Below are 14,535 nucleotides of genomic sequence, written 5' to 3'. Positions count from 1 at the left end.
TGAGGGGCCGGAGGCGTGTTCAGCGGAGTCAGCGGAGGATGTCGTCGTGATGGTCGAGCAGGGCCAGCTCGGCGCGGCGGGGCAGGCCCTCCCAATCGCCGGTCGAGCTGACCGCGAAGGCGCCGAGGAGCGCCGCCGTCCTCAGCCGGCGCTCCGGCGGCTCACCCGCGAGCAGTTCGGCCAGATATCCGGCGGCGAAGGCGTCTCCCGCGCCCACCGTGTCGTGGACGCGGATGGGCACGGCGGGCTGCCGGTACGCCTTGCCGTCCAGGAGGGCGAAGGCTCCCGCGTCTCCTAGCTTGATCACGGCGCCGGCGGGCCCGAGGGCACAGATGCTCTTGGCGAGCTGCTCGGGCTCGCCACTGTCGGGCGTGCCGGGAACCATCAGCCGGGCTTCGTACGATCCCGCGAAGACCAGGTCGGCCCTGCGCAGCAGGGGCCGCAGGGCGTCCCCGGCCCTGGTCTCGTCCCACAGCAGGGAGCGGAAGTTGATGTCCAGCGAGATCGGCACTCCGGCGGCGGAGGCGATGTCGACCGCTCTGCGGACGGCCAGGGCGGGGGCGGCGCCCAGGGCCGGTGTGATCCCGGTGATGTGCAGGATCGCCGCGCCCGCCACGATGTGCTCGGGGATGTCCTGTGGGCAGAGCCGGGATCCGGCGGTGTGGGTGCGGTAGTAGCGGGTGCGGCCGTGGGTGGTGGTGCGTTGTTCCTTCAGAAGGAGCGAGGTGGGGGCAGTGTCCCGGGTGGCGACGGTGGTGACCCCTTCCGCGCGCAGTTCGCGCAGGATCAGCTCGCCTAGCCCGTCGTCGCTGACGCGGCCGATCCAGGTCGCGGACCCGCCGAGACGGCTGACCCCGATGGCGACGTTCGACTCCGCTCCGGCCACCCCCAGGCGCATCGTCGTCCCCAGGGCGAGCGGCCCGGGTTCCGGTGAGGACAGGACCGCCAGTGCTTCGCCGACCGTCACGAGGTACGGCTCCTCGCCCGGACCTTTCACGAGTCGGCCTCCTTTTTCAGTGCGGCTTCCGGTGCGGTGGCATTGACCGCTTCCAGCAGCGTTGCCGCTCTGTCGGTGAGGCGGTCCAGGGCTTCGGGGGGCGGGTCGCGATCCGCTCCGCGCAGCAGCGGGGAGCCGATGCCCACGGCGTGGGCGCCCGCGTCCAGGAAGAACCGGGCCTGGGTGACCCCGACACCGCCGACGGCGATGATCGGGACATGCGGCAGGGGCGCCCGCAGCTGTCGCAGATGGGCGGGGCCACCGGTGGAGGCCGGGAAGAGCTTGACGGCCGCCGCGCCCGCCTCCCAGGCGGTGGCCACCTCGGTCGGCGTCCAGGCGCCCGGATAGAACGGAGTGCCGCCGCGGGCCGCGTCGCCGATGACGGCGGTGTCCACGTTGGGCGCCACCAGGAACTGGGCTCCGGCGGACAGCGCGTCCCGGGCCTGGCCGGTGGTGAGGACCGTACCGGCGCCGACCGCGACGCCGGATCCCAACTCATCGCGGATACGGGCCAGGACGTCGAGCGCGCCGGGCGTGGTGAGGGTGACCTCCAGGCAGGTGATGCCGCCTGCCGTCAGGGCCCGGGCCACCGCGGGCAGCCCGGAGCCGTCGTCCGACCGGAGGATCGCCATGACCCGGGTGCGCAGCAGCTGCGGTGTGATGTCCGGACGGCTGGTCACTTGAGGCCCGAGGTGCTGATGCCGGAGACAAAGCCGCGCTGCATGATCAGGAAGAGGACGAGCACGGGCACGACGTACATCACGGCGCCCGCGGCGACGAGGTTGCTGAGCTGGGCGCCGTGTTCGTTCACGTAGCCGGTGGCGAGCTTCACCGCCAGGGTGGTGCGGTCGCTGTCCAGCAGCAGGGCGGGGGCGATGTAGTCGCCCCAGGTCCAGGAGAAGGACAGGATCAGGCTGGTGGCGATGACCGGCCACGACTGCGGCAGGAAGATGCGCCAGAAGATACGGATATGTCCGCAGCCGTCGACGATCGCCGCCTCCTCCAACTCCTTCGGCATGTTGGAGAAGAACTGGCGGAACAGGAAGATCAGGTACGGGGCGCCGCACAGGCCCCACAGGACCCACGGCATATAGGTGTTCAGCAGATTGAACTTGGCGAACACCAGATAGGTGGGGATGAGGGTGATGACGGCCGGCAGCATCATCGTCGACATCAGCAGGCCGAAGATGACGCGCTTGCCCGGTGCGTCGAGGCGGGCGAAGCCGTAGCCGGCCCAGGCCGAGGCCAGCGTCACCAGCACCGAGTAGATGGTGGCTATCGTCAGGGAGTTGCGGGCGTAGGCGAGGTAGGGGATGCGGGTCAGGGCCTCTTGGAAGTTGCCGAGAGACGGGTGGTGGGGCCACCAGTGGATGGGCAGGGCCCGCAGTTCGCCGACGTCTTTCAGTGCGGTGATGGCCAGCCAGCCGAACGGGCTGAGGAAGAGGACGAGGAGCGCCACCAGAACCATGTAGACGGCGCTGCGCTTGGCCAGGGTCATCGCTTGCCTCCGAGCGTGCGCGGCTTGGTCGTGGCCGTTTCCGGGGCTGTGTTGTAGAAGACCATGCCCTTGCTGAGCCTGAAGACGAGGAAGGTGATGACCAGAATGCAGGCGAACAGGATCCACAGCAGGGCCGAGGCGTACCCGTACCGGCCGTTGGCGAAGTACTGGGCGAAGACGTTGATCATGTAGAAGTAGTTGCTCTCGGGCACGGCGGTGACGCCGTGCGGGGTCGGGTCGAGCGCGATCAGCAGCGGCATGAAGCTCTGTAGGGCGGCGATGATGCCGGTGACGACTTGGAAGAAGAGCACGGGGGAGAGCAGCGGCAGCGTGATGCGGGTGAAGGACTGCCAGGCGCTGGCCCCGTCCATCCGGGCCGCCTCGTGCAGCTCCTTGGGGATGTCCTGAAGCCCCGCCAGCGAAATGATCATGACATTGCCGACTCCCCACAACGTCAGCATGATCAGCACCCAGCGGGCGTAGGGGTCCATCAGCCAGGCGACACCGTTCATGTTCAGGGCGTCCAGCACGCCGTTGGCGGCTCCGGAGTCGCGGTCGAAGATGAGCTTGAAGGTGAGCGCGGCGCCGACCGGCGGTACCACCGCCGGCAGATACAGCAGGGTGCGGAACAGACCGCGGGCCCGGATCGGCTGGTTGATCAGTACGGCCAGCAGGAGCCCCGCCACGATGGTCAGCGGCACGGTGATCGCGGTGAACACTCCGGTGCGGGCCAGGGAGTGCAGCGTGTCCGGATCGGTGAGGGCCTCTTTGTAGTTGGCCAGGCCCACGAAGTGGGTGCGGGGGGAGAGCCCGTCGGAGTCGGTGAAGCTGAGCCACAGCGCGTACCCCAGCGGGTAGACCGTCAGCGCCAGAAAGCCCACCAGCCACGGGCCGGCGAAGAGGTAGAAGGCACGGGCCCGGCGCCCTCGCACCGAGCGGAGAACGCTCGCCCGTGCCGGGCGGGAGTGGCGGGCCCGCCCCGCCGCCCGCCTGTCCGGGGACGGCGCGAGGGACTCGGCGGCCCTGGCGACCTCGACGCTCACCCCAGGACCTTCTTTCCGTTGGCGAGTTGCTTGTTCATGTCCGCGTTGAGCTGGTCGGCCACCTTGCCGGCGGCGGACTTGGACTTGACCGCGCCCGGCAGGATCTTGTTGATGGACGCGTCCAGGGCGGTGAGCTGGGCGTACGGGGAGAAGGTCAGGATGGAGAAGTGCTTCAGCTCCTGCTGCTGCACTTTGTACGCCTGCTTCTGGAACGGCTGGCTCTGGGGCATCTGCGAGTGCAGCGACTTCAGGGTGGGGATGCCCCAGCCGCTGGCCGCCCGGTCCTGGGCCGGCTTGCCGCCGAAGTACCACTCGAAGAACTTCCAGGCCAGGTCCTTCTTCTTGGCTTCTTTGGGAATCCAGTAGCCGGTGGCGCCGAAGCAGGGGCTGATGCGGTGGCTGCCGAGCTGGGGGGCGGGCGCGAACCGGGACACCTTGGCCAGCTTGGCGTCACCGCCGATCGAGCCGCCGAACCAGTAACCGTCGCCGGCCATCGCCATGCGCCCGGCCTGGTACGTGGGCCAGTCCCAGCCGTCCGGGTTGGGGTTGGACACGCTCGGGCCGATGTCGGCCCGGGCGTACTCCAGATACCAGTTCAGCGCCTTGAGCGCCTCAGGCGAGGAGAAGTCCACCGAGGTCAGGTCCTGGGAGAACAGGCTGCCCCCGGCCGAGGCCGTCATCCCCATGATCGTACAGAAGGTGCTGAGCCCCGAGGCGTTCATCCCGTACACCTTGACCTTGCCGAGCCGGCGCTTGACCAGGCGCTTGCCCATGTCCAGCCACTCGTCCTGGGAGAGCGGCTCGGTCTCGCTGGGCAGGTCCAGCTTGGCCTCCTCGAGCAGGTCGGTGCGGTACCAGAACATCGAGTCCTGCGAGTAGTCCTTGGCCATGCCGTAGCGGGGGCCGGCGCCCTGCTTCTTTCCGTCGAAACGCCACACGTCGTTGACCGGGTCCAGGTCGGAGGCCTTGAGCGCCTTGCTCTTGGCGAAGTACTGGTCGAGGTCGGTCATCACCCCCCGCGCGGCGAAGTACGGCGTGTCCGTCGCGCCGAGACCGCGCACCACGTCCGGCGGGGTCTTGCTGGCCAGCATGGCGTTGAGCTTGGTGGTGTCGTAGAGAACGAACTTGACCTTGCAGCCCAGTGCCGCTTCCGCGGCCTTGATCGTCTTTTTGTCCATCTCGCTTTCGACGGACATGATCGTGAGCGTCTCGCTACCGCCGCCGGAGCCGCTGTCGTCGACGGAAGCGGCGCAGCCGGGCAGCGCGGTGGCGGCCAGCGCGGCACCGGCCGAGACGGTGAGGAAGCGACGCCGTCCGAGGGGAGCCGTGTCAGGAAGGGACATCTTTGTCAGCCTTTCGTGTGCGGGTGTCCGGGCAGGGGGAGGAGGGCAGGCCGCAGTGGCCGAGGAGGAAACCGTTCCGGCCAGGGCAGAGGAGGGGGCGCGCGGCGCGTGGTGCCGCCTCGAGATGCCACCGGGCGTGGTGGGTTCGACACAGCTCCGCCCGCGGGGTGAAGTGGCGTCGGCGTGTCGGTTATGGGCTGAAACTTTCGACCTTTGGGCGTCTGCTGAGATTCAGGTACTTCGCCCAAGGAAACCGGTTGACTGGAGGTGCGGCGAACGTTAGGTTCCGGCGTCATAAGGTGTCAAGGGGTTGAACATCGTTCGACTGGTCGAACATCTAGGGGTGTTGGGCCATTGAGAAGGAGAACTGGAAATGCCGGACCCATCCGTCCCCGTGCAGCCGGTCCGGGCGAAACTCGTGGACGTCGCCCAGGCGGCCGGGGTCTCCAAAGCCACCGTGTCCAAGGTGCTCAACGGCCGCGACCTGTCCGTTCGGGAGGAAACCCGGCAGCGCGTCCACGAGGCCGCCCGGACACTCGGCTACCGTCCCCACTCCGGGGCCCGGGCGCTGGCCGGCGCCAGCACCCACGCCCTCGCCCTGCTGGTGCCCGCCCTGGCCAACCCCACCTACGTCACCATCGCGCGCGGCGCCTACCAAAGGGCCCGTGAACTGGGCTATCTCTCCCTGCTCGCCGAGGACTTCGACGGGCAGGAGGCGGACGAGTCCTTCAGCGAACTGGTGCAGGAGGGCCGGGTGGACGGACTGCTCATCGCCTCGGCGCGCCCCGGCCATTCCCTGGTGGACACCGTGAGCCGCAGCTCCATCCCCCATGTGTTCCTCAACCGGTCGGTGGAAGGGTCCGGTCGCAATGTCACCATGGATGTGGCGCGCTCCAGTGTCACCGCCCTCGACCACCTCCACAGCCTCGGCCACCGGGCGATCGGCCACATCGCCGGCCCGCCCGGGATCACCCCGAGCGACGCCCGTAAAGAGGCGTTCTTGCGCCACGCCGGACAACTGGGGCTGCATGCCGCACTCGTCGCCTCCGGTGACTTCACCGAAGACGGCGGCGTGTCCGCCACCCTGCAACTGCTCGGCGCCGCCAAAGGGGGCGGCCCTCCGCCCGTCACGGCCCTCTACACCAGCTCGCTCGCCCAGGCCATCGGCGCCATGGGGGCGATCCGGTCCCTGGGGCTGCGCATCCCCGAGGACGTGTCCGTGGTCGGCAACGACGACCTCCCCGTCGCCGGCCACCTCTGCCCACCGCTGACCACCGTGGCGATGCCCCTGTACGACCTGGGGACCACGGCAGTGGACGCCCTGGTCGCCGCCATCCGGGGGACACCGATGGGAGACATCGTCGTACCCACCGAGCCGCGTCTGGTATCGCGCGGTTCCACGACAGCACCAGGAGCAACACCATGACCTCCGCCGGACTGTCCCGCTTCACCGGCCGTACGGCGCTGCTCACCGCGGCGGCCTCCGGAATCGGCGCGGCCACCGCCCATCGCCTGGCCGCCGAAGGCGCCTTGGCCCTGGTCACCGATGTCGACGGCGAGGGCGCGCGCCGCGTGGCCGAGGAAATCAGGGCCAAGGGAGGGCAGGCCCAGGACCGCCGGCTCGATGTCACCTCGCCCGGCGAGTGGGACGAGGCCATCCAGCACGCCCGGTCCTGGACCGGCCGTCTCGACGTCCTCCATCTCAACGCCGGCCGCAACCTGTTCGGGGCGGCACACGAGTTGGACGACGAATCCTGGCACCACCAGTTGCGGCTGTGCTTGGATTCGGTGTTCTATGGCGTGCGGGCCGCGGTGCCACAGCTCCAAGCGGTCCGTGGCGCGGTGGTGGTCACCTCGTCCATCCACGCGGCCCTGGGGTTCAAGGGCTACCCCGCGTACGCCGCGGCCAAGGCCGGCGTCGGTGGCCTGGTGCGTCAACTGGCCGTCGAATACGGCGGACAGGTGAGGTTCAACGCCGTCCTCCCCGGCTCCGTGTTCACGGCCCTGTGGGCGGACACGCCACCCGAGCAACTCGCCGAGGCGGGCGCGCGGGCGCCGGTCGGACGGCTCGGAATGCCGGAGGACATCGCCGCGGCGGTGGCCTACTTCGCCTCCGACGACTCGTCCTTCGTCACCGGCCAGAGCCTGCTCGTGGACGGCGGCCGCGGCATCAGCGCCCAGGAGTAGCCCGCACGCGCCCCGCGCCCTGCTAAGCCCAGCCCCTCTTCCGCCCCCTCCCCGCACAGCAGCCGCCGGCCTTGGAGCCGTGCGCCACCAGCACCTGGAGACCGCACGTGAAGATCACCGGATACGAACTCTTCCTCGTCGAACCGCGCTGGCTCTTCCTGCGCATCGACACCGACGAGGGCATAGCCGGCTGGGGCGAGCCCATCGTCGAAGGCAAGGCACGCACCGTGGCCCAATGCGTCGAGGAGATGTTCGACTACCTCATCGGGCAGGATCCCACCCGCATCGAGGAACACTGGCAGGTCCTCGCCAAGGGCGGCTTCTACCGCGGTGGCGCCGTCCTCAACAGCGCCCTGGCGGGCATCGACCAGGCGCTGTGGGACATCGCGGGCAAGTCGCTCGGCGTCCCGGTCCACCAGCTTCTCGGCGGCCATGTGCGCGACCGGGTGCGCATCTACGGCTGGGTGGGCGGGGAGACCTTGCAGGAGTTGGCCGAGTCGGCTGCCGAGCAGGTCGCGAAGGGCCTGACCGCGGTCAAGATGAACCCCTGCGGTCAGCTGGAGCCGCTGGACACGCCGGCCACCATCAACGCCATGGTGGCCCGGGTGGCCGCGGTACGAGAGGCCGTCGGGCCGGAGTGCGATGTGGCGCTGGACTTCCACGGCCGCTTCAGCGGGGCCATGTCCCGCCGCGTGCTGCCGCTTCTCGAGCCGCTGCTGCCGATGTTCGTGGAGGAACCGGTCCTGCCGGAGTTCACCCAGGACCTCGGCGCCGTGGTGCGCTCCACCTCGATCCCCATCGCCACCGGCGAGCGGCTCTACTCCCGCTGGGACTTCCGCTCCGTGCTGTCCGACGGCATCGCCGTGGCCCAGCCCGACATCAGCCACGCCGGGGGCATCTCCGAGACCCGGCGGATCGCGGCCATGGCGGAGGCCCATGACGTCCTGGTCGCGCCGCACTGCCCGCTCGGCCCGATCGCCCTGGCCGCGAGCCTGCAACTCGACCTCGCCGTCCCCAACTTCCTCATTCAGGAACAGGCGCTCGGCATCGGATACGGAGACAGCAGCGGGCTGCTGAACTACCTCCTCGACCCCTCGCCCTTCACGCCCGAGGCCGGCTACATCCCCCGGCTGACCGGGCCCGGCCTCGGTATCACCATCGACGAAGACGCCGTACGTGCCGCCGCCGAGCGCGGACACAGCTGGCGCAACCCCGTGTGGCGCAACGCCGACGGCTCCCTGGCGGCCTGGTAGCGGCCGACGGTACCCACGGAGGGGGTGGCGGCGGCCGGCCATCGCTGTCGCCCCCGCCCGCGGTCCTCTGAACGAGCTGGAGAAGTAACTCATGCCTGTTTTCCGCATCGCTGAAGCCGCCCTCGAGATCCAGCAGGGGCACGAAGTCCTCCGGGTCGAACCATGGGGCGCCGACAGCGCCCGGGTGCGCGCCGCCCGGTACCGCATCCCCGCCGAGAGCATCGGGGCCCTGGACGAGCGCCCGCCGTCGGCCGACGACACCGTGTCGGTGAGCGTCGGCGACTCCTCCGGTGTCCTCGTCCACGGGGAACTCACCGTCTCGGCCGTCCACCACTGGGACCAGGTGCGGCTGACCTTCACCCGCACCAGCACGGGCGAGGAACTGCTCGCCGAGCAGACCCGCGGCTGGCAGGGCAACCGCACGGGCGTGTACGAGGCCCAGCAGCGGTTCGCCGCATACCCCGGGGAGCGGCTGTACGGCCTCGGCCAGCACGCCCACGGCAGGCTCGACCACAAGGGCCTCCGCCTGGACCTCGTGCAACGCAACGGCGAGGTCAGCATCCCGTTCGTGCTGTCCAGCCGTGGCTATGGCCTGCTGTGGAACGTGCCCGCCCTGGGCTCCGTGGAGTTCGCCGAGAACGGCACCTGCTGGACGGCCGACCAGACCCGCGAGATCGACTACTGGATCACCGCCGCCCCCACCCCGAAGGAGATCCTGGCCCGGTACGCCGACGCCACCGGCCACGCCCCCGAACTGCCCGAGTGGGCCAGTGGCTTCTGGCAGTGCAAGCTGCGCTACCGCACCCAGGACGAACTCCTGGCCGTCGCCCGCGAACACCGACGCCGGGGCCTGCCGATGTCCGTGATCGTCACGGACTACTTCCACTGGTCGGCCATGGGCGACTACCGCTTCGACGAGGCGGAGTGGCCCGACCCGAAGGCCATGGTCGACGAACTGGCCGACCTGGGCGTGGAGCTGATGGTCTCGGTCTGGCCCACCGTCTCACCGCTCTCGGAGAACTACGCCGCCTTCCGCGACCGGGGTCTGCTCCTCGGCTCCGACCAGGGCGCCGAGTTCCACCACCTCGTCCAGGACAAGGGCATGGCCACACAGATGCCCGTCGCCGTCTACGACCCGACCAACCCGGACACCCGCTCCTTCGTATGGGACCTGATCCGCCGCAACTACCTCGACCTCGGCATCCGCGTGTTCTGGCTGGACGCCTGCGAGCCCGAACTCGTCCCCGCCCACCCGGCGAACCTCACGCTGTACGCCGGTCCGGGCGCACAGGCCACGAACGTGTTCCCCCGCGACAACGCACGCCTGTTCGCGGAGGGCATGGCCGCCGCCGGACAGCCGGGCACGGTGCTGCTGTCCCGGTCCGCCTGGGCCGGCGCGCAGAAGTACGGGGCCGCCGTCTGGTCCGGCGACATCCCCGCGACCTGGGACTCCCTGAGGCGGCAGGTGCGTGCCGGGCTGTCCATCGCCGTCTCGGGCATCCCCTGGTGGACCACCGACATCGGAGGCTTCCAGGGCGGGGACCCGGACGACTCCGGCTACCGGGAGCTGATGATCCGCTGGTTCCAGTACGGCGCCTTCTGCCCGCTCTTCCGGCTGCACGGCGACCGCGAACCACGCATGCCATGGGGCCACGCCCAGACCGGCGGCCCCAACGAGGTCTGGTCGTACGGCGAGGAGGCCTACGAGATCCTCAGCGCCCATCTCCATCTGCGGGAGCGGCTGCGGCCCTACCTCCACGGGCAGATGCGCACGGCCTCCGAACACGGCACCCCACCGATGCGGCCGCTCTTCGTCGACTTCCCGCACGACCAGGCCGCCTGGACGGTCGACGACCAGTTCATGTTCGGCCCCGACATCCTCGTCGCCCCTGTCACCACCCCCGGTGCGTCCGAGCGGCAGGTGCACCTCCCCGAGGGCGTGACCTGGACCGACGCCTGGACCGGCCGCGAACACGCCGGCGGCGCCACCGTCACCGCCCACGCCCCGATCGAGCGCATCCCCGTATTCGTCGCCCAGGGGGCCGATGTGCTGGGGCTCTTCACACCGGCGGAACCGGCGCACCGCTGACCGCGGACCCCGAGCCCGCCGCCAGCCCGCTCACCTTTCTTGACACCCTCGCCATGCGATGCAAGTTTTTTATCGATACAAACACTCATCCTGGAGTACCTCCGTGCCGAACGCCACCGCGGTCATCAACCTCGACATCGAGGGCCCGAAGATCAACCGCCATATCTACGGCCACTTCGCCGAACACCTCGGCCGCTGCATCTACGACGGCTTCTGGGTCGGGGAGGACTCGCCGATACCCAACGAGGGCGGCATCCGCCTGGACATCGTGCAAGCGCTGCGGGCCCTGAACATCCCCAATCTTCGCTGGCCCGGCGGCTGTTTCGCCGACGAGTACCACTGGAAGGACGGCATCGGCCCCAGGGAGCAGCGTCCCAGGATGGTGAACACGCACTGGGGCAACGTGGAGGAGAACAACCACTTCGGCACGCACGAGTTCATGGCCCTGTGCGAACTGCTCGGCGCCGAGCCGTACATCAGCGGCAACGTGGGCAGCGGCACCGTCCAGGAGATGAGCGAGTGGGTGGAGTATCTGACCCGGGACGGCGACAGCCCCATGGTGCGGCTGCGCAAGGCAGGCGGCCGCGATGAGCCCTGGCGGGTGAAGTTCTGGGGCATCGGCAACGAGACCTGGGGCTGCGGCGGCAACATGCGCGCCGAGTACTTCGCCGACCTGGCCCGTCAGTACTCCACGTACTGCCGGGACCACGGCGACAACAAGCTCTACCGCATCGCCTCCGGTGCGAACGCGGACGACTACAAGTGGACCGAGACACTGATGCAGCAGATCAGCTGCTTCGGCTGCGAGGCCACCCCGCGCAACTTCTTCCAGGGGATCTCCGTCCACTACTACACGATGGCCGGCCCCTGGGACGCGAAGGGCAGCGCCACCGTCTTCGAGGCGGACGACTACTACCGGACGATGCTCTCCGCCCGGAAGATCGACCGCATCCTCACCGGCCACTCCACGGTCATGGACATCTACGACCCCGGCCGGTCGGTCGGCCTGGTCCTGGACGAGTGGGGCACCTGGTGGGACGTCGAGCCGGGCACCAACCCCGGCTTCCTGTACCAGCAGAACACCCTGCGTGACGCACTGGTGGCCGGCACCCACTTCGACATCTTCCACAAGCACGCAGCCCGCCTGTCCATGGCCAACATCGCCCAGACCGTCAACGTCCTCCAGGCGATGGTGCTCACCGACGGCGACGCGCTGGTCCTGACCCCGACCTACCACGTGTTCGAGATGAACAAGGGCCACCAGGACGCCACCTCGCTCCCCGTCCACCTGCGCACAAACGACGCCCGCCGCCGCGTCGGAGACACCGAACTGGACACCCTGTCCGCCTCCGCCAGCGTCAAGGACGGCACGGTCCTCATCTCACTGTCCAACCTGGACGCCGAGGAGCCCGCCGAGGTGACACTCGACCTGCGCGGCGGCACCGTCGGCGAGCCGACCGCCCGCCTCCTGACCGCCAACCGGCTCCAAGCCCACAACACCCCGGAGGCACCGGAGGCCGTCCACCCTCGCGCCTTCGACGACCTGAAGGTCACCGACCGGGGCCTGACCCTGACGCTGCCGCCCCACTCGTTCCTCACCGTCCAGGCCCCCCTGGCCTGACCGGCGCACCACCGCCCATTCCCGGGCCCAAGGAGTAGACGACGATGACTGAATCCACCGGACCCGCCGAGACGGTCGTCGAGGTGGACACGAACGCACCGGGCACCGCCATCTCGCCCGATCTGTTCGGAGTGTTCTTCGAGGACATCAACTACGCGGCGGACGGCGGTCTCTACGCCGAGCTGGTGCAGAACCGGTCCTTCGCCTACAGCCCCGCCGACCGGCCCGAATGGCACGCCCTGACCGCCTGGGAACTGCTGGAACGGGACGGCGCCACCGGGTCGGTCACGGTGTCCACCGACGCACCACTGCATACGGCCAGCCCGCACCACGCGGTGCTGCGCACCACCGCCGCCGGTGCGGCGGGCCTCGGTGTGGGGCTGCGCAACGAGGGTTTCGACGGCATCGCCGTCCGGGCGGGCGAACGCTATGACGTCAGCCTCTTCGCCCGCCTGGCGGACGGGGCCGCGGACCGTCTGGTGGCGCGGATCGAGAGCCGGGACGGCAGCCGGGTCCACGGCCAGGCGGAGCTGGGCCCGTTCCACGGGGCCTGGCAGCGCCACACGGCGGTGATCACATGTGAGGGGACCGACCAGGACGCCAGGCTCGCCGTGGTGGCGTCCGGGGTCGGGACCGTCCATCTGGACCTGGTCTCGCTCTTTCCGCAGGCCACCTTCCGCGGTCGGCCCGGCGGGCTGCGCGCCGACCTGGCGCAGGCAATCGCGGACCTGAAGCCGAAGTTCGTGCGTTTCCCCGGTGGCTGTGTCGCGCACGGGCTGGGACTGGCCAACATGTATCGCTGGCCCGCCACCATCGGACCGGTGCAGGGACGTCGGCAGCTGTCCAACCTATGGGGCTATCACCAGTCGATGGGCCTGGGCACTTACGAGTACTTCCAGTTCTGCGAGGACATCGGAGCCAAGCCGCTGCCCGTCGTGTCGGCCGGGGTCTGTTGCCAGAACACGCGGGTGACCGGCCAGGTCGGGCTTCCCGAGGAGGAGATGCCCGGCTATATCGAAGAGGTACTGGCCCTGGTGGAGTGGGCCAACGGCCCCGCCGACTCCCCATGGGGCGCCCTGCGCGCCGCCGCCGGGCACCCCGAGCCGTTCGGCCTCGAATACCTGGGGGTGGGTAACGAGGACACCATCACCGATACCTTCCGCGACCGCTTCTCCCGTATCCACGACGCCCTGAGCGAGCACCACCCCGAGATCACGGTCGTCGGCACCGTGGGCCCTTCGCCCTGCGGTGACGAGTGGGAGAAGGGCTGGGCGTTCGCGCGCGAACGGAGTGTCCCGGTCGTCGACGAACACTCCTACAAATCCCCGCGCTGGTTCCTGGAGAACACCCGCCGCTTCGACACGATGGACCGCCAAGGCCCGCACCTGTACATCGGTGAGTACGGGAGCTGGGGCAACCACGGCCGCAGCGCGGTCGCGGAGGCGGCCTACATGATCGCCATGGAGCGCAACGGCGATGTCGTCCGGCTGGCCTCCTACGCGCCGCTGCTCGCCAAACGCGGCCACACCCAGTGGGCGCCCGACCTGATCTACTTCGACAACACCGACGTCTGGCCCACCCTCAACTACCACGTCCAGCGGATGCACTCGGCGAACTCCGGGGACACCGCCCTGCCGGTCACCGTCGCCGGAGCGCCCCAGGCGCCGCCCGTCCCCGACGCGGCCCGGCACGGTGTCCACATCGGGACCAGCGCGGACACCCGCGCCGAGTTCACCGACGCCCGTATCGGCCCCCTGGGCGCCGAGCCCGCACCGGCCCGGGATCTCGCGGGCTGGGACACCGAATCCGGCACCTGGGAGCCGGACGGCGCGGGCGGCATCCGGCAGACGGTGACCGGCAGCGGCGCCAGACTGCTGCTGGCGGAGGCGGTGGACGGCCCGTCGTACGCCTTCTCGGTGCGGGCCAGGAAGAACGGCGGCGGCGAAGGCTTCGTCATCGGCTTCGCCGTGACCTCGCCCGGCGACTGGTACCAGTGGTCGGTCGGCGGCTGGCAGAACCGCTGGACGCGCCTCCAGCGCGTGGACGACGGCGTGCTGCACGACCTCAACGACCCCGTGGCCGTCCCGGTCGAGACCGGCCGCTGGTACGACCTGCGGGTCGAGGTGGACGGCCGGCGCATCCGCTGCTACCGCGACGGCGAACTCGTCCACGACATCGAGGACGCCCCGGCGACCCCCGAGGTCTTCGCCGTATCGGCCGTCCGCGACAGCGCCGCCGGTGATGTGATCATCAAGGTCGCCAACGCCACGCCCGAGCCCGTCACCGTCCGTTTCCGGCTGGCCGGCGCTGACGCCGACGCCGGTTTCGCGCGGACCACCCTCGCCGTCGCCCCGGATGCCACCAGCCGGTTCGAGCCCGCCCCGGCCACCCCCGCCGAGGACCGGATGACCGGGCCGGTCTGCGACATACCGCCCCACTCCTTCACCGTGCTGCGCACTCGACCAGGAAGAGATCAGCTGTGACCCGATCAGCACGCCCGATCC

11 protein-coding genes are annotated in these 14,535 nt (G+C 69.9%); 6 read left to right on the top strand and 5 right to left on the bottom strand.

Annotation, left to right across the window (positions count from 1 at the left end):
* Window positions 1-28: 28 nt before the first annotated feature.
* The 5 genes from ACH4U7_RS51230 to ACH4U7_RS51210 are packed head-to-tail and all read right to left on the bottom strand — an operon-like array spanning window position 29 to window position 4,881.
* On the bottom strand, window positions 29-997 hold the full coding sequence (locus ACH4U7_RS51230; protein ID WP_398534630.1) for a sugar kinase: 969 nt from the start codon (window positions 995-997) through the stop codon (window positions 29-31).
* Window positions 994-1,677, bottom strand: coding sequence for a bifunctional 4-hydroxy-2-oxoglutarate aldolase/2-dehydro-3-deoxy-phosphogluconate aldolase (locus ACH4U7_RS51225; RefSeq protein ID WP_398534629.1), 684 nt, complete (start codon window positions 1,675-1,677; stop codon window positions 994-996). Before ACH4U7_RS51225 ends, ACH4U7_RS51230 begins: the two co-directional genes overlap by 4 nt.
* Window positions 1,674-2,495, bottom strand: a complete 822-nt coding sequence (locus ACH4U7_RS51220; RefSeq protein ID WP_014173921.1) for a carbohydrate ABC transporter permease — start codon at window positions 2,493-2,495, stop codon at window positions 1,674-1,676. Before ACH4U7_RS51220 ends, ACH4U7_RS51225 begins: the two co-directional genes overlap by 4 nt.
* Entirely contained in the window at window positions 2,492-3,538 is a 1,047-nt protein-coding gene (locus ACH4U7_RS51215) for a carbohydrate ABC transporter permease (protein ID WP_398534628.1), read from the bottom strand. The genes ACH4U7_RS51220 and ACH4U7_RS51215 overlap by 4 nt, the downstream gene beginning before the upstream one ends.
* Window positions 3,535-4,881 (bottom strand): extracellular solute-binding protein, encoded by a 1,347-nt coding sequence (locus tag ACH4U7_RS51210; protein WP_398534627.1) that lies wholly within the window; start codon window positions 4,879-4,881, stop codon window positions 3,535-3,537. The genes ACH4U7_RS51215 and ACH4U7_RS51210 overlap by 4 nt, the downstream gene beginning before the upstream one ends.
* A gap of 373 nt (window positions 4,882-5,254) precedes the next feature.
* Here ACH4U7_RS51210 and ACH4U7_RS51205 point away from each other — a divergent pair, with 373 nt between their 5' ends.
* The 6 genes from ACH4U7_RS51205 (at window position 5,255) to ACH4U7_RS51180 (ending at window position 14,514) form a co-directional block, all read left to right on the top strand.
* Window positions 5,255-6,307 (top strand): LacI family DNA-binding transcriptional regulator, encoded by a 1,053-nt coding sequence (locus tag ACH4U7_RS51205; RefSeq protein ID WP_014173924.1) that lies wholly within the window; start codon window positions 5,255-5,257, stop codon window positions 6,305-6,307.
* The gene (locus ACH4U7_RS51200) at window positions 6,304-7,068 is read left to right on the top strand and encodes an SDR family NAD(P)-dependent oxidoreductase (RefSeq protein WP_398534626.1); all 765 of its coding nucleotides are present in this window, start codon (window positions 6,304-6,306) and stop codon (window positions 7,066-7,068) included. Before ACH4U7_RS51205 ends, ACH4U7_RS51200 begins: the two co-directional genes overlap by 4 nt.
* A 107-nt stretch (window positions 7,069-7,175) precedes the next feature.
* The gene (gene dgoD / locus ACH4U7_RS51195; protein ID WP_398534625.1) at window positions 7,176-8,321 is read left to right on the top strand and encodes a galactonate dehydratase; all 1,146 of its coding nucleotides are present in this window, start codon (window positions 7,176-7,178) and stop codon (window positions 8,319-8,321) included.
* Between the two features lie 91 nt (window positions 8,322-8,412).
* A complete protein-coding gene (locus ACH4U7_RS51190; RefSeq protein ID WP_398534624.1) occupies window positions 8,413-10,410 on the top strand; it encodes a TIM-barrel domain-containing protein in 1,998 nt (665 codons plus the stop codon).
* A gap of 103 nt (window positions 10,411-10,513) precedes the next feature.
* On the top strand, window positions 10,514-12,031 hold the full coding sequence (locus tag ACH4U7_RS51185) for an alpha-N-arabinofuranosidase (protein ID WP_398534623.1): 1,518 nt from the start codon (window positions 10,514-10,516) through the stop codon (window positions 12,029-12,031).
* A gap of 44 nt (window positions 12,032-12,075) precedes the next feature.
* Window positions 12,076-14,514 carry an alpha-L-arabinofuranosidase C-terminal domain-containing protein gene (locus tag ACH4U7_RS51180; protein ID WP_398534622.1) on the top strand — a complete coding sequence of 813 codons (2,439 nt, stop codon included), beginning with the start codon at window positions 12,076-12,078 and terminating at the stop codon, window positions 14,512-14,514.
* Window positions 14,515-14,535 lie beyond the last annotated feature (21 nt).

The organism is Streptomyces sp. NPDC020845 (assembly GCF_044334165.1).
GTDB lineage: Bacteria > Actinomycetota > Actinomycetes > Streptomycetales > Streptomycetaceae > Streptomyces.
This window is presented reverse-complemented; position numbering and strand designations above follow the sequence as displayed.

Excerpts from the sequence above, each read along its gene's own strand:
- ACH4U7_RS51220 (WP_014173921.1), bottom strand. The coding sequence starts at position 2,495 with ATGACCCTGGCCAAGCGCAGCGCCGTCTACATGGTTCTGGTGGCGCTC.
- ACH4U7_RS51210 (WP_398534627.1), bottom strand. The coding sequence starts at position 4,881 with ATGTCCCTTCCTGACACGGCTCCCCTCGGACGGCGTCGCTTCCTCACC.
- ACH4U7_RS51205 (WP_014173924.1), top strand. The coding sequence starts at position 5,255 with ATGCCGGACCCATCCGTCCCCGTGCAGCCGGTCCGGGCGAAACTCGTG.
- ACH4U7_RS51200 (WP_398534626.1), top strand. The coding sequence starts at position 6,304 with ATGACCTCCGCCGGACTGTCCCGCTTCACCGGCCGTACGGCGCTGCTC.
- ACH4U7_RS51190 (WP_398534624.1), top strand. The coding sequence starts at position 8,413 with ATGCCTGTTTTCCGCATCGCTGAAGCCGCCCTCGAGATCCAGCAGGGG.
- ACH4U7_RS51180 (WP_398534622.1), top strand. The coding sequence starts at position 12,076 with ATGACTGAATCCACCGGACCCGCCGAGACGGTCGTCGAGGTGGACACG.